We start from the raw sequence: 19981 nt of genomic DNA, 5'->3' as shown, positions 1-19981 counted from the left end.
CGTATCCCGGCCGCTTTTCCGGGTCTCATAAACAAAGCGGAGTGCAGCGTTACGTTTCAAACCGGGTTCCCTGCTTTTCCTATCGAACGATTGCCTTCATTTCTTTAGCACCGAATGCATTTTTATCTTCTCGTATTTGTTACGTATTATTTATTTTCCGACCCACTCGGGTCCCCCTCCCCGGACGTGACGGAGCATTCGTGTCATGCATGGAAATCCCGTGTGAAAATCCAGGTTGAAAAACGAAAACAAATCCTATAGATTCGCGCATCAACTCCGCATGATAGGATGAGCGGTTATTCCGCGGACCCATGAGCAACGAAGCCCTGTACAACAGCCGGATCACGAAAGGTTACATCGAGTACCTGAAAGCGCATCATCCGGATGTGGATGTCGAAGAGCTGCTCGATAATTCCGGGATCACCGCAGGACAGATTGAAGACCGGGGACACTGGTTCACCCAGGAGCAGGTGGACCGGTTCCAGGAGGCTCTGTTTGCCACGGTCGGGGACCATGAGCTCCCCAGGAAAGTCGGGCGATACACCGCCCTCTCCGCGGCGGCCGGGGACGTGCAGAAGCTGGCCCTGGGATTCATGACCCCTTCCCGTTCCTACCGCATGCTGGGCAGAATCTTCGGCCAGGCGTCCCGATCATCCACCGTCTCGACAAAAGAACTGGACAGAAACCGGGTCGAGGTGACCGCCCGCCCGAAACCGGGCATCCATGAAAAACAGTACCAGTGCTCCAACCGGATGGGCACCCTGGAGGCGATCGGAAAACTGTTCACGGGAGAATACGCCGCCATTGAACACGTATCCTGCATTCATCGGGGCGATCCCGTCTGCTGCTACATTGTCTCGTGGAAAAGGCCTCCCGCCACTTTCTGGAAGCAGGTTCGCAACTGGTCCATCCTGATCGGTTTCATCGCCCTCCTGGCTCTGGTTCCCGCAATGAACCCCTCGCACTGGCCGTTCCTGTCCGTCACCTATATCGCCGCCGTCTCCCTGTTGTCTCTGCTCGTCAAACATCTGGAAAATCGGGAGATCGAGAATCGCCTGCAGAAGCAGGGAGAAACCGCCGGGGACCTGCTGGACCGAATCAACATGACCTACAAGAGCCTGCTCCTGATCCAGGAGATCGGCGCGGCGAACTCCCAGACGCTGCAGACCAGCCAGTTTCTGCGGACGATCATGGAAAGCATGGAAAAACTGCTCGATTTCGACCGGGGCCTCATCCTGCTCACCAATGAAGACAAGAGCAGGCTGGTCTTCGCCGATGGATACGGATACAGTCCGGAGGAGCGGGGCTTTTTCTTCATGGGGCGTTCGTTCTTCTCCACCAGCCCCTCCTCCAAGGGACCTTTCGTGATCTGCTATCGGGAACAGAAACCGCTCTTCGTCAACAACATCGACTCGATCCGCAGGGATCTCTCACCCAAGAGCCTCGAATATGCGAAGGAAATGGGAGTCCAGTCCTTCATCTGCGTGCCCATCGCATACGAGGGAGAGGTGGAGGGGATCCTCGCCGTGGATAACAAGCGGACGAAACGAAACCTGACCCAGAGCGACCTCAACCTGCTGCTCGGAATCGCCCCCTCCATCGCGTTCAGCATCCGACTCAGCCGCGTTTACCAGTCCCTCAAGGAGAGCGAGGAGCGTTTCCGCAACCTGAGTGAGAACTCACCGGACATCATCTTCACCCTCGAGTCGGACGGGCGGCTCAACTATGTCAATCCCGCCTGGGAAAAGATCCTCGGCCATCGGCCGGAAGAGGTTCTGGGGAGGTATTTCCTGGAGTTTGTCAGCCATGAGGATCACAAGCTCTACATTGATCAGTTCAAAAGAATCCGGGACGACCGGTTCATCATGCGGGACGCAACCGGAACGATCCTGGATCACTCCGGGAAGGCACGCCTCTTCATCGCGAACGTCGCCCCAGACATCAACTCCGACGGCAACGTGAAGGGGATCGTCGGATCGCTGAAGGACATCACGGAACAGCGCCGTCTGGAAGAGCAGCTGAACCACGCCTCGAAGATGGAGGCCATCGGCACGCTGACCGGCGGAATCGCCCACGACTTCAATAACATCATCCACGCCCTGAGCGGTTACAACCAGATCCTCATGCGGGATCACGGAACCGCCGGAGGCTGGAAACATCTTGAAAGCATACATGAACTTACGGAACGGGCGGCGGACCTGATCCGGCAGCTCCTGTTCTTCAGCCGCCGCGTGGAAAGCAAGCCGGAACGGATGGACCTGAACAAGGAGATTCAATCCCTTTGTGAACTGCTTTACCGGACCATCCCGAAGATGATCGCCGTCGATTTCAGGCCCTCCGGGAGCCCCTGTACCGTTCATGCGGATCCCGTCCAGATCTCACAGGTCATCATGAACCTCATCGTCAATGCCCGGGATGCCATGCCGGATGGCGGAACCATCAACATCCGGACGGACCTGGTCCACCTGGACGATCCACACGAAGCGCAGATGAAATTCCTGGCACCCGGGAAATACGCATGGATGAGCATTCAGGATACCGGCATGGGCATGGACCGGACGACACAGGAGCACATCTTCGAGCCGTTCTTCACCACCAAGGAGGCCGGCAAGGGAACAGGACTCGGCCTCTCCGTCGTGTACGGCATCGTGAAGCATCACGGGGGGTCGATCCTGTGCAGCAGCGAACCCGGGAAAGGAACGGAGTTCCAGATCTACCTCCCCTACTGTGAAGAGGCGACGGAAGGGAGAATGCTGGAGGAGGACCGGGGAGCCGCCATCGAACCGGAGTCCTCCAGAACGACGATCCTGTTCGTTGACGACGATCACAACCTCCGGGAAATCGGCCAGGATATGCTCCAATACTACGGATATGAAGTGATTACAGCCGACAGCGGGGAAAGGGCTCTCGAAATATTCCGGGATCAACAGGACTGCATCGGCCTGGTTGTCCTCGACCTGATCATGCCCGGAATGGGAGGGGAAAAATGCATGAAGGAGCTCCTGAATCTCAACCCGGATACGAAGATCGTGATATCCAGCGGCTGTCTTCCCGATGCGGCGCTGACGGCAAGCATTGAGAGCGGGGCCTCCGGATACATTGAAAAACCGTATAGTTTCGACAGGCTGAACCTGGAAATCGAGCGCATTCTCCATCCGAGTGAGGTCGCTCCGTCCTGAAGCGGCCGGTCATCCCGTCCTGTTGCAGAAGAAATCAGGCAGGCACCGTTCACCCAATCCATCATGACCGCTTCTCTCCCTCTCCCGGGGCCGATTCTGAAGACGCACAGGAGCCGGCCCGCCCCCCCATTTCCATTTTCTCCATGAAGCCGGGAAAACGGCCCCTCCCGTCCCGGACGTTCGGCACGACATACCGATGAATCTCCATTGAAGAAGCCGCCGGCATGGGAAACCAGGACAAAAAAAGCGCCCCGGTTTGATCCGGGGCGCCTCGATGATGAGGTTTGCAAAGAACCGATCAGGACGTTACTCGCCGAGCTTCTCCGCCGAGATCCGCATTCCGTAGAAGGACCGGTACACGAAAATCAGGGCGATGACGACGAACAGGGTGGCCAGACCAAGCTTCATTCCCTTGCTGGTCATCGTGACGGCGATTTCCGTCGCCAGGAGGCCGAACAGGGTCGTGAACTTGATGATCGGGTTCATGGATACCGACGAAGTGTCCTTGTAGGGATCGCCGACGGTGTCGCCGACCACGGTTGCTTCGTGGAGGGGAGTGTTCTTCATCTTGAGATCGACTTCGACGATCTTCTTGGCGTTGTCCCAGCAACCGCCGGCATTGGCCATGAAGATAGCCTGGAACAGGCCGAAGAAAGCGATCCCGATGAGGTAGCCGATGAAGAAGTAGGGATCGAAGAAGGCCAGGCCCAGGGCCATGAAGAAGACCACGATGAAGATATTGATCATCCCCTTCTGGGCGTAGACCGTACAGATCCGGACAACTTCCTTGCTGTCCTCGATGGAGGCCTCGGCTTTGTTGAGGTCGATGTTTTCCTTGATGTACACGACGGCACGGTAGGAGCCCGTCACGACGGCCTGGATCGAGGAGCCGGTGAACCAGTAAATCACGCAGCCGCCCATGAGAAGGCCGAGGATGATCTCAGGCTGAACGAGGCTGAGCTTGGCGATGACGTTCCCGAACATCTTCTCCAGGAGGATGATGATCCCGAAGACCATGGTGGTGGCACCGACGACAGCCGTTCCGATGAGCACCGGCTTGGCGGTCGCCTTGAAGGTGTTGCCCGCACCGTCGCCGGATTCGAGGAAGTGCTTCGACTGCTCAAAGTCGGGGGTGACGCCGAAATGCTTCTTCACGACGTCCTTGGCGTCGGCACGGGATTCGATCATCGACAGCTCGTAGATCGACTGGGCGTTATCGGAGACGGGACCGAAACTGTCCACGGCGATCGTCACCGGACCCATGCCCAGGAAGCCGAAGGCCACCAGACCGAACGCAAAGACCGGCGCTGCAAACTTGAAGGCATCCGGCAGGATCATCATCACCGCGGGTGTCTGGGACACGAGGTAGGCGATGAGCATGAGGAGCAGAATCGTCAGGCCTTCCCAGAAGGCGGAGAAATTGCCGGCGACCAGACCGGAGAGGATGTTCAGCGAAGCGCCGCCCTGGCGGGAGGCGTTGACGCACTCCTCGCAGTGTCGGGAGCTCGTGCTGGTAAAGACCTTGGTGAATTCGGGAATCAACGCACCGGCGATGGTTCCGCAACTGATGATGATGGAGAGGGCCAGCCAGAGGGCCATGGAGTCGCCCACGGGGGGGAGCTCCGACAGCAGCAGGTAACTCGCGGCGAACGTGACGGCAATCGAAACGATCGAGGTGATCCAGACCAGGTTGGTCAGGGGGTGCTCGAAATTGAAGTCTTTCTTGCCGCTGAAGGCGGACTTGCTGACAACATCGTTCACGAAGTAGGAGATCAGGGAGGTCAGGATCATGAGGATACGCATGGCGAAGATCCAGACGACCAGCTTGCCGCCCATGATAGGATTGTCCGCCAGGGCCAAGGCCAGAAAGGCGATGAGGGCCACGCCCGTCACGCCGTAGGTCTCGAAACCGTCCGCCGTGGGGCCGACGCTATCGCCCGCGTTGTCGCCGGTGCAGTCGGCGATGACGCCGGGGTTCTTCGGGTCGTCTTCCGGAAGGTGGAAGATGATCTTCATGAGGTCGGAGCCGATGTCGGCGATCTTCGTGAAGATACCGCCGCAGATGCGGAGGGCGGAGGCGCCCAGGGACTCGCCGATGGCGAAGCCGATGAAGCAGGGACCGGCCAGTTCACCCGGGATGTAGGCCAGGATGATGATCATGAAAAAGAGCTCGATACTGACCAGAAGAAGACCCACGCTCATGCCGGACCGGAGGCAGATGTTGACGATGCTCAGGGGGTTTCCGCTCAGGGAAGCGAAGGCCGCCCGGGAGTTGGCCACCGTGTTGATCCGGATTCCGAACCAGGCGACGCCGTAGGAACCGAGGATCCCCAGGATGGAGGCCGCAAGGATGATGACCACTTCCATTGCGCCCATGTGCGACAGAACACCGAAATAGTAAATCATACAGGCACCGATCAGAACCCACAGCGCCGCCAGGAATTTACCCTGCTGGAGAACATACGTCTTGCAGGTTTCCCAGATCGTCTGGGAAACATCCAGCATGGCCTGGTGGGCCGGCAGATTCTTCGTCTGGGTGTACTGCATCCAGCCGAAGATCAAACCGACCACACAAACGATGAGACCCAGGTTCAGGATCAGCATGCCGCTCAGGGAGCCGGCCATGAAGCTAACCTGGCTCAGGTCAGGCAGCTTGATGTCCGCCTCACCGGCAAAGGCCATGGGCGCCATGCACAACAGCAAGAGCGCGATGGCCAAGGTAAGGGAAAAAATACTTCTTTTACCTTTACGCATCATTAAACCTCCTCTTCCTCAAAATTTTTCTTGGCTCTGCCATTGTACCGGTTCATGGCCGCCGGAAGTCCGGATGTCATGAGAAAGCCAATGGCTTCCGCCGCTTCGGAAACGACCTCGGAAAGCCTCTCCGCCTGTTCCCGGGGCAGGATCTGGAGAACATAATCTTCCACCATTCCCTTGTGGGGCGGTTTCCCGATCCCCATGCGAACGCGGATAAAATTGTCCCCCCCGAGAGATTCCATGACGGAGATTAAACCCTTGTGCCCGCCGGATCCTCCCCCCTTTTTCAGGCGGAGGGCTCCGAAGGGCAGGTCGAGATCGTCATGGACCACGATCAGGTCTTCCAGGTCGATTTTAAAAAAGTCAAAGAGCCTGCGGACAGCCAGACCGCTAAGGTTCATGTACGTTTGAGGCTTGGTGAGCAGAGCGGGGGTCGTGCTGACGGCCCCCTTGCCGAAAACGGCCTCGAACCGTTTCTGGGAAAGGGGTATGTTTTCTCTTTCCGCCAGCTCATCGATCACCAGAAATCCCAGGTTGTGCCGGCTGAACCGGTATCGTTCCCCCGGATTGCCCAGCCCCACGATGAGCTTCATCGGATTCCCCGATCCTTACTCCTCTCGGGCCTTCTGCTTGATAACCTCCGGTTCCTTCGTCGCTTCCCCGGCCTCTTCCAGCTCGGCCGCCGTAGGAACCCTCGGGGCCATGACCGTCACAATGGCCGTATCCTCACCGTCGACCAGAAGGATCCCCTCGGCCACCTTGAGATCCGCAACTCTCAGAGAGTCTCCGATCCCCAGGCCGGTCACATCCACCTCGATGAACTGGGGGAGTTGACCCGGCAGACAACTCAGGCGGACTTCCCTTTTGAGGTGGAGCATCTCTCCGCCGTCCTTGACGCCCTCAGGCGTCCCCGTAAAGTGAAGGGAAACGTCAAACGTCATCTTGTGGTCCATGCTGATTTCGCAGAAGTCGGCATGAAACAGTTTCCGGCTGGCCGGATCGATCTGCAGTTCCTTGATCACGGACAGCTTTTCCGCTTTCTGCCCCGATTCATCGATGACCAGTTTCACAAAGATATTTTCTTCCGAACTCTTTAAAAGCATGAGCAGATCGGCGGAACTGACAGATATGGGCACGGAGTCGGCCCCGCCGCCGTAAAACACGGCCGGAATCTTCCCCTGACTGCGCAGGCGCCGGGCCGGCCCCTTTCCCGATCCTGTCCGGGCCTCAGCCCTCAACTCCATGACTTCCATGACTTCCTCCTGCTATATGAATAGTGAACTGATGGAATCGTTGTAGTAAATCCGACGCACCGCCTCGCTCAACAGGCGCGCCACGGAGAGGACCTGGAGGCGATTACAGGCCCTTGCCCCCTCGTGAAGCGGGATGGTGTCGGTAACAACGACCTCCTTGAGCGACGAGCTCTCGATCCGCTCGATAGCCGGCCCGGAAAGGACCGGGTGGGTGCAGCAGACGGCTACTTCAAGGGCTCCCGCCTCTTTCAGGGCGTTGCAGCCCTGGACGACCGTTCCCGCCGTGTCGATCATATCATCCAGGATGATGACCCGTTTCCCTTCAACGTTACCAATGATGTTCATTACCTGCGCTTCATTGGGACCGTCCCGCCGTTTGTCGATGATCGCCAGGCTTGCCCCGAGGCGCTTCGCAAAGGCCCTCGCCCGTTCGACGCCGCCCGTGTCGGGCGACACGATCACAGTGTTTTCCGTATAGCGCTCTTTGAAGTACTCGAGGAGGATGGGGGTGGCGAAGAGGTTGTCGACGGGGATGTTGAAGAAGCCCTGAATCTGGCCGGCGTGAAGGTCCATCGAAAGAACCCGGTTAGCGCCGGCCGTGGTAATGAGATCGGCCAGGAGCTTTGCCGATATGGGTGCCCGGGGAGCTACCTTCCGGTCCTGCCTGGCATACCCATAATACGGGATGACCGCCGTGATGCGGTCCGCGGAGGCCCGCTTCATGGCATCGATCATAATCAGCAGTTCCATGCAGGTCAGGTTGACTGGCGGGCAGGTCGACTGGATGATGAAAACGTCCATTCCGCGAACATTTTCATCGATTTCCACTCGCGTCTCTCCGTCGCTGAACGTCGAGACATGGGCTTTTCCGAGTGTTACACCGAGATGGTTGCATATTTTCTGGGAAAGCTCAGGATTGGCATTCCCGGAAAAGATCCTTATTCTTTCCAGCATGATAAACTCTCTCTGGGCGGGAATCCATGTCCCGGTTGGTTAGCGATTCATGGCGTGGCTGGGGCGGGAGGATTCGAACCTCCGTATGCAAGATCCAAATTCTTGTGTCTTACCGCTTGACGACGCCCCAGTATGCCATCCAGACCACTCTGCATGTCCGAACCCGGGTCCGTCAACCGGCGTATGACAGCAAGGCAACCGGGAGTCACAATGAACGGGCCGTATACACACCCCATTTCCCCGATCCCGTCAGGGCCGCCGCTGCTCTCCGGGCATCTTCTCCCCTTTCGAAAATGCCGAAGACGGTGGGACCGCTACCGGACATCAGGGTTCCCAAAGCGCCTTTTCGAAGCAGGAGATTCTTCAGTTCCTGAAGCTCCGGATGGCGCTTCAGGGTCACGCTCTCCAGATCGTTCCAAAGACCCTGCGCCACATCACAGATCGTATAAAATCGCGGGATGCTATAATTTATGGGACCGTTTGTCAATCCCAAATTGAGCCCCTGATAGACAGGTCCGGTGGGCACTTCGAGGGGGGGGTGAAGAAGGACCAGGTCGAAGGAAGGGAGGGGATCCGCCGGTTCGAGCCGCTCGCCGATCCCGAAGGCCCAAGCCCGATTTCCAAACAGGAAGAAGGGGATATCAGCCCCCAGCGACGCGGCCAGGCTGGATAGGACGTCCCCCGGAAGCGGGGAGCCGTGGATTTCATTAAGGGTGGACAGGGTGACCGCGGCGTTGGAACTCCCGCCGCCCAGTCCGGCGGCCATGGGGATCCGTTTGCTGAGTTCGATCTCGACTCCCCCGGCGACGCCGGATCTCGAAAAAAAAGCCTGGGCAGCCCGATAGACCAGATTCCGCTCGTCTTCCGGCAACCCGCTTTCGGGGCAGCGGAGCGTGATCCCCTCCGCTTTTTTTGGATAAAAGATCAGTTCGTCATACAGGCTGATCGCCTGCATCAGGGAGGCGATTTCGTGATAACCGTCCTCACGTTTCCCCAGGACCCGGAGGATAAGGTTCACCTTAGCCGGTGAAAGCCTCCGAATCATTGCCTGGTGCTCTCTTTCACATACCTCATCCGCAATTCGAACAGCGCACTGTCCAGAAGGGCTTTTTCTCCCTCTTCCAGATTGCCCTCCGTTTTCCGCTGCAGCATGCCCAGGATATCGATGGTCTGCTTGGCCGCCGGGAGGTTGCGCTCCGTCCGGTTGGTCACAGGGTCGGGGATGTCTCCGAAATGATAGAGAACCGAGGTACTCAGGGACACGACAAAGCTGGCAAAGGATACCTCCGGATACGCGGCTTCTTCTTCCGGAGAACCGGCCGCAGCGGGCTCTTCACGGGGCGGCTCCTGCCGGGGAGGGGGCTCTTCGGCAGCGGCGGCCGGCTCCTCCGAGGGGGTGGAAGCGGCCTTGGCGGGATCCGGCTCTTCTTTCGGATCCCCCGACTCGTCGAATAGACGCCGATCCCGGACAACAAATCCCTTTCCTTCCTTTTCTTCCGCCATGACGCATACCTCCTGTAAAAAAGAGACTTCCGGCAACAGGCGGAAACAGGCCCGGATTACCGGAAGTCCGATGGGTTTCTCAGGAAATTCTCATGCTGCGCAGCCTGGCAATCCGCTCCTCGATCGGCGGATGAGTGCTGAACAGGCTCATCAGGGAACGTCCCGTCAGCGGGTTGACGATGAACATGTGGGCCGTCGACGGATTGGCATCCATCGGGACGGCCTGGGATGCCCGGGAAAGCTTCTCGAGTGCTCCCGCCAGCCCGTAGGGCTTGCCTGATATCTTTGCACCGCCGTCGTCGGCCATATATTCCCGGGAGCGTGAAACTGCCATCTGGATGACTGTCGCGGCGATGGGGGCCAGGATGGCCATCGCGATCAGGCCGAGAATCCCCCCTCCCCCTTCGTCGTCGTCTCCCCTCGCGCCGCCGAAGATGGCCGCCCACTGGGCCATGTTGGCCAGCATGACAATGGCTCCGGCCAGGGTCGCGGCGATGGAGCCGATAAGGATGTCCCTGTTTTTGATGTGGGTCAACTCGTGGGCGATGACCCCTTCCAGCTCATCGCGGTTCAGGATCCGGAGGATCCCTTCCGTCACGGCCACGACGGCATGCTGCTCGTTGCGGCCCGTGGCAAACGCATTGGGAGTATCTCCAGGGACGATATAGACCCGCGGCATGGGAAGGGAAGCCTTCAGGGCCAGGGTTTTCACCATGTGATAGAGCTCCGGAGCCTCGGCCTCCGTGACCTCCTGAGCGCGGTACATCCTCAGGACGATCTTGTCGGAGAACCAGTAGCTTCCGAAGTTCATGACCATCGCAAAGATGAAGGCCAGGACGACCCCGCCCCGCCCTCCGAAATATCCCCCGATGAGCATCAGGAGTCCTGTCAGTGCTCCCAGGAGGAGTGCTGTTCGGAACGAGTTCATGTGGACCTCCCTTTCTCTGATTCCTGTTTCTGCATGGTGATCTCGCCGGTCTCGGATGCATCCACGCGGATGGTGTCGCCCTCCCGGAATGTCCCCTCCAGGATCTTCATGGCCAGCGGATCCAGCAGCTGTTTCTGAAGCGCTCGTTTCAACGGTCTCGCGCCGTATACGGGGCTGTATCCGGCCTCGGCTATAGTATCTTTCACCCGGTCTGTCAATTCGAGGGTCAGCTTGCGCTCCTCCAGCCGCTTCACGATCAGCCCGATCTGGATCAGGATGATCCGGCGGATGTCCTCGATCGCCAGGGCCCGGAACATGATGATGTCGTCCACCCGGTTGAGGAACTCCGGACGGAACGTGGCCCGCAGGGCCTCCATGGCCCGTGCCCTCTTATCCTCCGCACTCATGTCCGGATCCTGAATCCACTGGCTCCCTACGTTGGACGTGAGGATCACCACCGTGTTCTTGAAGTCCACCGTCCGGCCGTGGCCGTCGGTCAGGCGCCCGTCGTCGAGGATCTGGAGCAGCACGTTGAACACATCCGGGTGTGCCTTCTCGATCTCGTCGAACAGCAGAACCGCATAGGGGCGGCGCCGGACCGCCTCGGTCAGCTGCCCTCCCTCGTCATAACCGACGTATCCCGGGGGTGAACCGATCAGACGGGCTACCGAATGCTTTTCCATATATTCCGACATGTCGATCCGGATCATGGCCTGCTCGCTGTCGAACATGAACTCCGCCAGCGCCCTGGCCAACTCCGTCTTTCCCACACCGGTGGGCCCCAGAAAGATGAAGGACCCGATGGGCCGGTTCGGGTCCTGAAGCCCCGAACGGGCGCGCCGCAGGGCGCTGGAAACCGCGGCGATGCCTTCATCCTGCCCCACGACCCGCTGCCGAAGCCGCTCCTCCATGTGGATCAGCTTATGGACGTCCGTTTCAAGCATCTTGGAGACAGGGACCCCGGTCCACTTGGCCACGACTTCGGCCACGTCCTCCGCATCCACCTCCTCCTTGAGCATCCGCTCGCCCTTCTGGGCCTCCTCCAGGCGTGCCTGCTCCTTCTGCATCTCGGCGTTGAGCTCGACGAGACGGCCGTAGCGGATTTCAGCCGCCTTTGCCAGGTCTCCCGACCGCTGCGCATCCGCTTCTTCCAGCTTGAACTGTTCGATCCGGCTCTTGATCGCCTGGATCTGTTTGATCGCCTCCTTCTCGGCGCTCCAGTGGAGCTTCATCCGATCCATAGACTCCTTCAGGTCCGCCAGTTCCCGGTCGATTTTCTCCCGCCGTTCCACCGCCGTCGAATCGGTCTCTTTCTTCAGCGATTGCCGCTCGATCTCGAGCTGGATCACCCGGCGGTCGATGGCGTCGATCTCGGCGGGCATGCTGTCCAGCTCGATCCGCAGGCGGGAGGCCGCCTCGTCGACCAAGTCCACCGCCTTGTCCGGAAGGAACCGGTCGCTGATGTATCGGTTCGAAAGGGTGGCCGCGGCGATCAGGGCATCGTCCTTGATCCGGACCCCGTGATGCACTTCGTATCGCTCTTTCAGACCCCTGAGGATGGCAATGGTGTCCTCCACCGTGGGCTCCTTCACCAGAATGGGCTGGAAGCGGCGCTCCAGGGCCGGATCTTTCTCGATGTGCTTCCTGTATTCGTTGAGGGTCGTGGCTCCGACGCAGCGGAGCTCGCCCCGCGCCAGGGCGGGCTTGAGCATGTTGGAGGCATCCACGGACCCCTCCGCCGCCCCCGCCCCGACCACCGTGTGAATCTCGTCGATAAAGAGGATGATCTCTCCTTCCGCCGCGATGACCTCCTTCAGCACGGCCTTGAGACGCTCCTCGAACTCCCCGCGATACTTCGCGCCGGCGACGAGGGCTCCGATATCGAGGCCGATGACGCGTTTGTCCTTCAGGTTTTCCGGGACGTCGCCGTTGACGATCCGCTGTGCCAGGCCCTCGACGATGGCCGTCTTGCCGACGCCGGGCTCGCCGATCAGGACCGGGTTGTTTTTCGTCCGGCGCGACAGGACCTGCATGATGCGGCGGATCTCGTCATCCCGTCCGATCACCGGGTCGAAGGATCCCTTTCTCGCCAGCTCATTGAAATCCCTGGCGTAGCGCTTCAGGGCCTGGTATTTCTCTTCCGGATTGGGGTCGGTGATGCGCTGGTTTCCCCGGATGTCGACCAGGACGCGCAAAATGTTGTCGCGCGTGATTCCCATCCCCTTCAATATACCCGGGGCCGGCCCTTCCTTCTCCTCCGTCATGGCGACCAGGATGTGCTCCGCGCTCACGTATTCGTCGGACAACCGCGCCGCCTCAGATACCGCTTGATCCAGGACCCGTCCCAGCCGGGGGGACAGGTACGTCTGTCCTCTTCCCGCTCCTTCCACCCTGGGGATCCTTTGCAGGGCACCGTCAAGCTCCTTCTCCAGCCTCCCGCTGTCGGCGCCCAGCTTGCCCATGATCTCGCCGACGACTCCCTCCGGCTGCCGAAGCAGAGCCAGGAGAAGGTGCTCCACGTCCACAGCCTGGTGGCCGTTCTTCTGTGCCAGGGCCTGCGCTTCCTGCAGAGCCTCCTGGGCTTTCAGGGTGAATTTATCGAAACGCATGACAACCTCCGCTGTTTTTCTCTCTATTCAACCGGCCGCTTCAGCCGCATGGGAAACAGCCGGGAAACATCCGATGCATCCGGGTACTGCATTCTGCCCGGCCGGGCCGGCAGCACAAATCACTCTATTCCGTGGGCTTTTCGATGCTGACGAAGATCTTCCCGCCCTTGAAAACCGTCACGTTGCCGGACGATTCGGACAGAACGATGGCGATGGCGTCGGTGATGCTGGTGATACCAGCCGCCGCGATATGGCGGCTTCCCAGCCCGTGGGGAAAGTCCTTTCCTTCCAGGGCCGCGCTCAGGTGCCTCCCGGCCGTGACGAGAACGCCGTTGTCCTGGAGAACAAACGCCCCGTCGAGGGCGGAAAATTCCTTGATCGTCTCCTTGAGGTCCGGATTCAGAATGTTCCTCTGCTCCTCGGCATAGCCCATGAAGGGGTTGATGATCATCTGCCGGGAGAGCTGAAGAACCCGTTCGTGATCCCCCAGGATGAAGATGGTACCCACTTTCCGGCCTTCCCTTCCCTGGGCGGCCAGTTCCAGGGCCAGATTCAGAACGGTTCCGAAGACCTCCGGATAGACTGTTTCGGTCAGTCCCGTCATGTTTTCGGAGGTGAGGATCTCGAATTCCTTTCCAACGTCAATGACGAACAGGCTGTCGGCATACCCGAATCGGGACACCCCGCTGAGACACACGACCTTGTCCCCTTTCCGGAAAATGCCCATGGCGATCCCCTTGGTGATGGCGATCTTGATCTGGCCGAGACGCGTCAGCTTGACATCGGGTACATTGATCAGGATGCTCCTGCTCCGGATATGATCAGGGATCTCTTCATCCCCCCGGGTGACGACAATCAGGTCATAACAGCACGTTCCGTCATTGGTGGAAGGTAGTTGGTCCACCAGATCGGAATACAGAAGCATCGCCCTTGCCTCCGCCTCCCTGGCAATCCTGCAGGCCGCATCGAGAATAATCTGGCTGATTGAATTCATGGCGTACCCTTCTTTTATAATCGACGTTAAATTAAGTGCCGGGCCGTTCCCTGTCAAGGAATGGACGGTGAATACAAAAGGCTTGACAGGAATCTTCTCTCCAGGCTAATTTATTTTGATATCAATGCATTGCAGGAGGATCCTTGGAACTTCCCTCCCTCACGGGAACGCTTGATCGATACATCTCGGAGATCAACCAGTTCGAGCTTCTCACACCGGAAGAAGAATTCCGCCTGGCAGTCCGTTTCCGAAAATACAACGACATGGAGGCGGCTCAACACATGGTCGTTTCCAATCTCCGGTTCGTCGTCAAGATCGCCCACGAATACAGGAATTACGGAATGAAGCTGGCCGACCTCATCCAGGAGGGCAACATCGGCTTGATGCATGCCGTGAAAAAGTTCGATCCCTATCGCGGCTATCGCCTCATCTCTTACGCTGTCTGGTGGATCCGCGCGTACATCCAGAACTATATCATCAAGACGTGGAGTGTCGTCAAAATCGGTACAACACAGGCGCAGCGCCGGCTGTTCTTCAAGCTGGGCCAGGCCAAGAAGAAACTCGAAGCCCTTTCCCAGAAAAACCCCGAATTCTCGGAAATCGCCGAGGCCCTGGGGGTCAAGGAGATCGATATCGAACAGATGGACCTGCGGCTCAGCCATCGCGACCTCTCCCTGGACGCAACGATCAGCGACGACGGGGAAGTCTCGCACCTGGATTACCTGACCTACGACGGGGATGACCAGGAGATCTCACTGATCAAGAAAGAAGAAATGGAACTGGCGCAGAAGAATATCGCCGGGGCGATGGCCATGCTGAACGAAAAGGAAAGCTACATCATCCGCCACCGGGTGATGGCGGACGACCCGGAAACCCTTCAGGAGATCGGGGACCGGTACAACATCACCCGGGAGCGGGCCCGCCAGATCGAAAAGCAGGCTCTGAAGAAACTGGCCACGGCTCTTCCCTATCTGGGAAAAGAAACACCGCTTCTGGGGAACTGATCGTGCGGCGGCCCGGCGGCTAAGGCTCCACGTCGGAACGGGCCAGGTTCTCGAAACTCGTGTACTTTTCCAGGAAGGCCAGCTTGACGGTCCCGGTGGGACCGTTCCGCTGTTTGCCGATGATGATTTCCGCAATGCCCTTTTCGGGGTTTTCTTCCGTCCGGTTGTAAACTTCGTCCCGGTAGATGAAGGCGATCACGTCGGCATCCTGCTCGATGGCCCCGGACTCCCGGAGGTCCGCCATTTGGGGCCGCCGATTGGTCCGGTCTTCCACTTTCCGGTTCAGCTGGGAAAGGGCGATGACGGGCACGGCCAGCTCCTTGGCCAAGGCCTTGAGGGAACGGCTGATTTCCGAGATCTCCTGCTCCCGCGAATCCCGGGAGCCGCCGCCTTTCATGAGCTGAAGATAGTCCAGGATCACCAGCCCCAGACCGTTTTCCGCTTTGAGGCGCCTCGACTTGGCCTTCATCTCCAGAACGCTCAGAGCGGGGGTGTCATCGATAAAGATCTGCGCTTCCGACAGTTTACCCGCGGCGGCAATGAGCTTTGGCCAATCCGTTTCCCCCAGCAATCCTTTCCGGATCCTCTGCGAATCCACCTTGGCTTCGGATGCCAGCATCCGGAGTGCCAGTTGCTCCTTGGACATTTCCAGGGAGAAGACCGCCACCGGCGCACTGGACAGGGTAGCAGCGTTGAGGGCGATGTTGAGGGCAAAGGCCGTCTTGCCCATGCTGGGCCGTCCGGCGACGATGATGAGGTCCGACTTCTGGAGGCCGGAGGTCAGTGTATCGATCCCTTCGAAGCCCGTCGGAACGCCCGTAATCAGTTCCTTGCGCTCATACAGCTTCTCAATGGTCCGGATGCTTTCCTTGATGACCGTCTTGAAGGGCCAGAAGGTGGGCCGGATTTTCCGCTCGGATATTTCGAAGATGGCGTGCTCCGCCTCATCAAGCACCTGGTCGACGTCCGCCGAGGCGTCGTAGCTCTTGCCCAGGATCTCCGTGGCCGTCCCGATCAACCCCCTCAGGATGGCCTTTTCCTTGACGATCCGGGCATGAAAGGCAATGTTGGCGGCCGAGGGCACGTTGTCCACGAGCGAGGCGAGGTATGCCGTCCCCCCGACGGGATCGAGCTGCTTCTTCTCCTTGAGCAGATTGCTCAGGGTGATCAGGTCAACCGGATCGTTACGGTCCGAAAGCTCCACGATCGCCCGGAAAATCCTCCGGTGCGCCTCGCTGTAGAAGTCCTTGAAGTCCAAGACTTCCAGCACGGGGTTCAGGGCTTGGTTATCCAGGAGAATCCCCCCGAGGATGGACTGCTCCGCTTCCAAGTTCTGGGGAGGAATCCGATGCAGGGAGGCGTCGATGTCTTTCATGGCCCTCCGGGATGAACCGTTCAGGATTCCTGCTCCGCCTCTACGGAAACGGTGACTTCAGCCGTCACACCCCCCGGCAGCTTGACCTTGAGCGGAAAGGTTCCCAGCTCCCGGATGGGCTCCTCCAGGACGATCCATTTCCGCTCCAGTTCCAATCCCATCTCGACGGCGCACTCCTCGATGTCCCTCGCGTTCACCGAGCCGAACAGCTTTTCCTGCTCCCCGACCCGGCGCCGGATGACGAAGGTGGCACCGGCCAGGTGATCCGCCATTGCCTGGGCCTTCCGGCGATCTTTTTCCGCTTTCTGAAGAATGCGTCGCCGATCGTCCTCCACCGATTTCACGTTCTTCGAACTCGCCTCCACAGCAAGCCCCTTGGGAATGAGGAAGTTCCTGGCATACCCGTCGGACACCTTGACCGTTTCACCGACCTTGCCCAGGGAATCCACATTTTCCTTCAGAATCACCTTCATGGTTCATGCTCCTTTTTTATGGATAGTATCGCATCCCGTTATTGGAAATCAAACCTGCCTGATCAGGAAGGACCGCCCCGTTCTCCGATGTATTTTCGAAGGTCCAGCCACAGGTCGACCAGCCCGAGGATCGCCATGGTCAGGGCCACGTATTGCTGGGCAAAGACCAGGCCGTAAAAGAGATATCGGAAAAAAGGCGGAATCCTCTTCCGCTTGAAAAAACAAGCCGCAATCGCCAATCCGTGGAACAGGTAGGCGAACAGGCAGAGAATCAGAACGTTCGAGCCGATCTGCCGGACCGGCTCGGCCGGAACCAGCATGGACCCGCCGGCGGCGATGAGGAACCAGACGATCCGTTCCGGCGCCTTCCAGAGGGTCAGGTCTCCAAAATCGGGATACATCCCGCCTCGCTGGCGGATCAGCACGCCCCCGACCAGGACATTGAGCCATAGAACGACGGTGGCCATCACGATGACAAGCGCCGGAACAATGGAGGAGAAGAAGCGGATGAGTTCCGGCAGTTGATCCCGGATTTCCTGGACTTGCTCCGGCGGCAGGCCCAGCATGCCGTAAATCCGGAGGTTGTCATGAATACCGGTGGCCACATAGGCTTCCAGGACTGCGAACGGAGCCCGGCCCGTCAGGATGCTTTGGGCAAGAAGGGCAATGCAGCCCGTGACAAAAAAGACCAGAACCGGATAAAGAACGACCTTTTCAAGGGAGAGCCTTCTGCTCAGGAGCTCCCCCAGGGCAACACCGGCCAGCCCCGCCAGAAGGATGACCGGCATCGATGATCCTGCACCGGTCATCATCAGAACGCCGAAGACGACGATCCACGACAGGATCAGGATGATCGCACCCCGCCTTCTGCCCTGGTGCAGGTAATGGTAAAGGAAGGGCAGTGGAGTCAGGGGAATCAGAAACGACCCGGCAAAAGGCAGAAACAAGGCGGCAAGGCAGATCAGCGTGGTCCAGAGAAAACCGGCAAACAACGCAATCCCTCCGAGACCGCCTCCCCAGGTCCTCCACCTCGAGCTGGAAATCCTGCGCGCCGTCCGGCCCGCTGATTCGCCGCTTCGATACCCCGCCGTCGGGTCCGGCCGGGATCGATTTCAGCTCTCTCGAACCGCAAACGGGAGAAGCGCCAGGGTCCTGGCCCGCTTGATGGCTACCGTCAGCTCGCGCTGGTGCCCGGCGCAGTTCCCGGTGATTCTCCTGGGCATGATCTTGCCCCGCTCGGTAACGAAGTCCCGCAGAATGGAGGGGTTCTTGTAATCGATCTGAATATTGGAGTCCGTGCAGAAACGGCAGAATTTCCGCCGATGGAAGAACTTCTTGTGCGGCCTCGACGGCCGGCTTCCCGATGATGGATGCGCCATGTTTCTACTCCCCCTGTTCCCTTGCCGCCGGCTGGACCGGTGGCGATGCCGGTGAAACAACCGTCAGCGGAGCCCTTGTCTCGGAAGGTGCACCCGACGGTTCCGCAGTCGAATCCTCAGCCTTTTCCCCGCTCTTCTGGGCAGTCTCTTTCTCGATATCCTGCAGGCTGACGTTCTCGTTCTTCAGGATCGTCATGTATTTCAGGACATGATCGTCGATCTTGAAGTTCCGCTCCATTTCGGAAACGACGGCACTCGACCCGGCGTAGTCCAGGAGAACATACGTCCCCTTCGACTGTTTGCGAATCAGGTACGCAAGCTTGCGCTTTCCCCACCGGTCCACCTTGACCAGAACGCCCTTATAAGCCGCGATGATGTCGCAGTAGCGATCCGTCAACGCGCCGACTTCCTCGTCGTTCAGGTCCGGATGGATGATAAAAACTGTCTCATATCTCCTCAATTTCATTTACCTCCTCACGGCTATGCAGCCCGGGCAGGATGCCTGGGCAAGGAGTCTGACCCCTTAAAAAAGGAGTCGCCTTCTATCCCATCGGGATGGATAAATCAAGCCTTTTCTAGAACGACAGGGCAGGCAATCCCGTCTGTGCGTCAGGCCTGCATCCTCTTGTTGAGCGTTCTGCGCAGATGCAACCGGTATTCGTCCCGGCGATGGGTAACCAGGTAATCCAGGTAGTTCAGGTTTTTTTCAATGCTGCTCATATAGAGGTTTTCGTCGATGTTCCATCGCTTCCGGAAGTGATGCCGGCCGTACAGATACACATCTCCCAATTCATCGCTGAACCGCTTCCGGGTCATCTGAAAGAATCCCCGGGTTTTCTCCAGCAGGTCCAACTGGCTCGAATACGCCGTGATCCCGGCTTCAACAAACTCATAATAAAGGTCCAGGAGCTTTTCCAGGTAATGCCGATCGGCCATCTGCCCCAGCAGGTCCGCCGTGCCGAGCATCTGTCCCAGGCACCTGATGTTTTTGCTCTGGAATTGGATTTCTCCGACCCTGGTGTTGAGACCGGTACACTGCAGGATGCTGTCGAAAAAAGGAAGCTCTTCCTGGAACAGGGGGTCGTTCCGGTAATATTCAACAATAAACTCGACGCTGCGGTTGATGTGGACAAGCGTGTACTTCGCCCCGGTACCTTCCGTATCTCCGCTTCGCTGGATATAACCGGTATCATGCATCAGTCCGCAGATGAGGCCGACATCGAATTCCTTCTCCGTGAGCGGACAGCCGGACTCGATGGCTCCATGCATCAGACGGGTCATGGCAAGGGTGACCGACAGGGTGTGACTCAAGTCGTGGTAGTCCACGTTGGAACAACGATAGCCCGGATAATCCCCCCGAAACAATCGGACGATATCACCATACGCCCGATCGAACGGCCCATAATCAAAACGGGGAAAGACAAGGGAGGCGATGATCCGTATTTCCTCGACGACCGCATCGTGATCCTCGATGTCCAGCAGGTCGGCCAACTGGGTCAGGCGATCTTTCATCGGCACTCCTCTTTCCATCGGTTGATTGCCTTACAAATTAGAAGGGTTATACTCCAATCGC

The 19981-nt window shown here is 58.7% G+C and carries 17 protein-coding genes and 1 tRNA gene; 2 read left to right on the top strand and 16 right to left on the bottom strand.

Annotation, left to right across the window (positions count from 1 at the left end):
• Positions 1–311 precede the first annotated feature (311 nt).
• On the top strand, positions 312–3179 hold the full coding sequence (locus PLO63_05190; GenBank protein HOI73525.1) for a PAS domain S-box protein: 2868 nt from the start codon (positions 312–314) through the stop codon (positions 3177–3179).
• 306 nt (positions 3180–3485) lie between these two features.
• Here PLO63_05190 and PLO63_05185 read toward each other — a convergent pair whose 3' ends face one another.
• The 10 genes from PLO63_05185 to PLO63_05140 form a co-directional block, all read right to left on the bottom strand.
• A complete protein-coding gene (locus tag PLO63_05185; protein HOI73524.1) occupies positions 3486–5933 on the bottom strand; it encodes a sodium-translocating pyrophosphatase in 2448 nt (815 codons plus the stop codon).
• Positions 5934–5935: 2 nt separating this feature from the next.
• A complete protein-coding gene (pth, locus tag PLO63_05180) occupies positions 5936–6529 on the bottom strand; it encodes an aminoacyl-tRNA hydrolase (protein HOI73523.1) in 594 nt (197 codons plus the stop codon).
• A 15-nt stretch (positions 6530–6544) separates the two neighbouring features.
• On the bottom strand, positions 6545–7189 hold the full coding sequence (locus PLO63_05175) for a 50S ribosomal protein L25 (protein HOI73522.1): 645 nt from the start codon (positions 7187–7189) through the stop codon (positions 6545–6547).
• A 12-nt stretch (positions 7190–7201) separates the two neighbouring features.
• Complete coding sequence (locus tag PLO63_05170) at positions 7202–8143, bottom strand: ribose-phosphate pyrophosphokinase (protein ID HOI73521.1); 942 nt, start codon at positions 8141–8143, stop codon at positions 7202–7204.
• 55 nt (positions 8144–8198) lie between these two features.
• A tRNA-Gln gene (locus PLO63_05165) sits at positions 8199–8273 on the bottom strand.
• Between the two features lie 75 nt (positions 8274–8348).
• Positions 8349–9188: a 4-(cytidine 5'-diphospho)-2-C-methyl-D-erythritol kinase gene (gene ispE, locus PLO63_05160; protein HOI73520.1), complete on the bottom strand. Its 840-nt coding sequence runs from the start codon at positions 9186–9188 to the stop codon at positions 8349–8351.
• Positions 9185–9646 carry a DUF1844 domain-containing protein gene (locus tag PLO63_05155; GenBank protein ID HOI73519.1) on the bottom strand — a complete coding sequence of 154 codons (462 nt, stop codon included), beginning with the start codon at positions 9644–9646 and terminating at the stop codon, positions 9185–9187. The genes ispE and PLO63_05155 overlap by 4 nt, the downstream gene beginning before the upstream one ends.
• A 79-nt stretch (positions 9647–9725) precedes the next feature.
• Complete coding sequence (gene htpX, locus PLO63_05150; protein ID HOI73518.1) at positions 9726–10574, bottom strand: zinc metalloprotease HtpX; 849 nt, start codon at positions 10572–10574, stop codon at positions 9726–9728.
• The gene (gene clpB, locus PLO63_05145; GenBank protein ID HOI73517.1) at positions 10571–13183 is read right to left on the bottom strand and encodes an ATP-dependent chaperone ClpB; all 2613 of its coding nucleotides are present in this window, start codon (positions 13181–13183) and stop codon (positions 10571–10573) included. Before clpB ends, htpX begins: the two co-directional genes overlap by 4 nt.
• 124 nt (positions 13184–13307) lie before the next feature.
• Positions 13308–14177: a diadenylate cyclase gene (locus PLO63_05140; GenBank protein HOI73516.1), complete on the bottom strand. Its 870-nt coding sequence runs from the start codon at positions 14175–14177 to the stop codon at positions 13308–13310.
• A 143-nt stretch (positions 14178–14320) separates the two neighbouring features.
• Here PLO63_05140 and rpoH point away from each other — a divergent pair, with 143 nt between their 5' ends.
• Positions 14321–15181 carry an RNA polymerase sigma factor RpoH gene (rpoH, locus tag PLO63_05135; protein HOI73515.1) on the top strand — a complete coding sequence of 287 codons (861 nt, stop codon included), beginning with the start codon at positions 14321–14323 and terminating at the stop codon, positions 15179–15181.
• A gap of 19 nt (positions 15182–15200) precedes the next feature.
• On the opposite strand, the gene dnaB is transcribed toward rpoH, so the two are convergent.
• From dnaB to PLO63_05105, 6 genes are all read right to left on the bottom strand, one after another.
• Positions 15201–16556, bottom strand: a complete 1356-nt coding sequence (gene dnaB, locus PLO63_05130) for a replicative DNA helicase (protein HOI73514.1) — start codon at positions 16554–16556, stop codon at positions 15201–15203.
• A gap of 20 nt (positions 16557–16576) precedes the next feature.
• Positions 16577–17029 carry a 50S ribosomal protein L9 gene (rplI, locus tag PLO63_05125; GenBank protein ID HOI73513.1) on the bottom strand — a complete coding sequence of 151 codons (453 nt, stop codon included), beginning with the start codon at positions 17027–17029 and terminating at the stop codon, positions 16577–16579.
• Positions 17030–17091: 62 nt separating this feature from the next.
• Complete coding sequence (locus PLO63_05120; protein ID HOI73512.1) at positions 17092–18021, bottom strand: YybS family protein; 930 nt, start codon at positions 18019–18021, stop codon at positions 17092–17094.
• A gap of 120 nt (positions 18022–18141) precedes the next feature.
• Positions 18142–18408, bottom strand: coding sequence for a 30S ribosomal protein S18 (rpsR, locus tag PLO63_05115; GenBank protein ID HOI73511.1), 267 nt, complete (start codon positions 18406–18408; stop codon positions 18142–18144).
• 4 nt (positions 18409–18412) lie between these two features.
• The gene (gene rpsF / locus PLO63_05110) at positions 18413–18874 is read right to left on the bottom strand and encodes a 30S ribosomal protein S6 (GenBank protein HOI73510.1); all 462 of its coding nucleotides are present in this window, start codon (positions 18872–18874) and stop codon (positions 18413–18415) included.
• Between the two features lie 143 nt (positions 18875–19017).
• Positions 19018–19920 carry a hypothetical protein gene (locus PLO63_05105; protein HOI73509.1) on the bottom strand — a complete coding sequence of 301 codons (903 nt, stop codon included), beginning with the start codon at positions 19918–19920 and terminating at the stop codon, positions 19018–19020.
• Positions 19921–19981: the final 61 nt, after the last annotated feature.

This window comes from Syntrophales bacterium, assembly GCA_035363115.1.
In the GTDB taxonomy this organism is placed as follows: domain Bacteria; phylum Desulfobacterota; class Syntrophia; order Syntrophales; family PHBD01; genus PHBD01.
Note: the sequence above shows the minus strand (reverse complement) of the source record. Positions and strands in the feature narration are given on the sequence as shown.

Excerpts from the sequence above, each read along its gene's own strand:
- rplI (HOI73513.1), bottom strand. The coding sequence starts at position 17,029 with ATGAAGGTGATTCTGAAGGAAAATGTGGATTCCCTGGGCAAGGTCGGT.
- PLO63_05105 (HOI73509.1), bottom strand. The coding sequence starts at position 19,920 with ATGAAAGATCGCCTGACCCAGTTGGCCGACCTGCTGGACATCGAGGAT.
- rpsF (HOI73510.1), bottom strand. The coding sequence starts at position 18,874 with ATGAAATTGAGGAGATATGAGACAGTTTTTATCATCCATCCGGACCTG.
- pth (HOI73523.1), bottom strand. The coding sequence starts at position 6,529 with ATGAAGCTCATCGTGGGGCTGGGCAATCCGGGGGAACGATACCGGTTC.
- PLO63_05155 (HOI73519.1), bottom strand. The coding sequence starts at position 9,646 with ATGGCGGAAGAAAAGGAAGGAAAGGGATTTGTTGTCCGGGATCGGCGT.
- clpB (HOI73517.1), bottom strand. The coding sequence starts at position 13,183 with ATGCGTTTCGATAAATTCACCCTGAAAGCCCAGGAGGCTCTGCAGGAA.
- PLO63_05185 (HOI73524.1), bottom strand. The coding sequence starts at position 5,933 with ATGCGTAAAGGTAAAAGAAGTATTTTTTCCCTTACCTTGGCCATCGCG.
- PLO63_05190 (HOI73525.1), top strand. The coding sequence starts at position 312 with ATGAGCAACGAAGCCCTGTACAACAGCCGGATCACGAAAGGTTACATC.
- PLO63_05175 (HOI73522.1), bottom strand. The coding sequence starts at position 7,189 with ATGGAAGTCATGGAGTTGAGGGCTGAGGCCCGGACAGGATCGGGAAAG.
- PLO63_05170 (HOI73521.1), bottom strand. The coding sequence starts at position 8,143 with ATGCTGGAAAGAATAAGGATCTTTTCCGGGAATGCCAATCCTGAGCTT.
- dnaB (HOI73514.1), bottom strand. The coding sequence starts at position 16,556 with ATGAAAGACATCGACGCCTCCCTGCATCGGATTCCTCCCCAGAACTTG.
- PLO63_05140 (HOI73516.1), bottom strand. The coding sequence starts at position 14,177 with ATGAATTCAATCAGCCAGATTATTCTCGATGCGGCCTGCAGGATTGCC.
- htpX (HOI73518.1), bottom strand. The coding sequence starts at position 10,574 with ATGAACTCGTTCCGAACAGCACTCCTCCTGGGAGCACTGACAGGACTC.
- ispE (HOI73520.1), bottom strand. The coding sequence starts at position 9,188 with ATGATTCGGAGGCTTTCACCGGCTAAGGTGAACCTTATCCTCCGGGTC.
- rpsR (HOI73511.1), bottom strand. The coding sequence starts at position 18,408 with ATGGCGCATCCATCATCGGGAAGCCGGCCGTCGAGGCCGCACAAGAAG.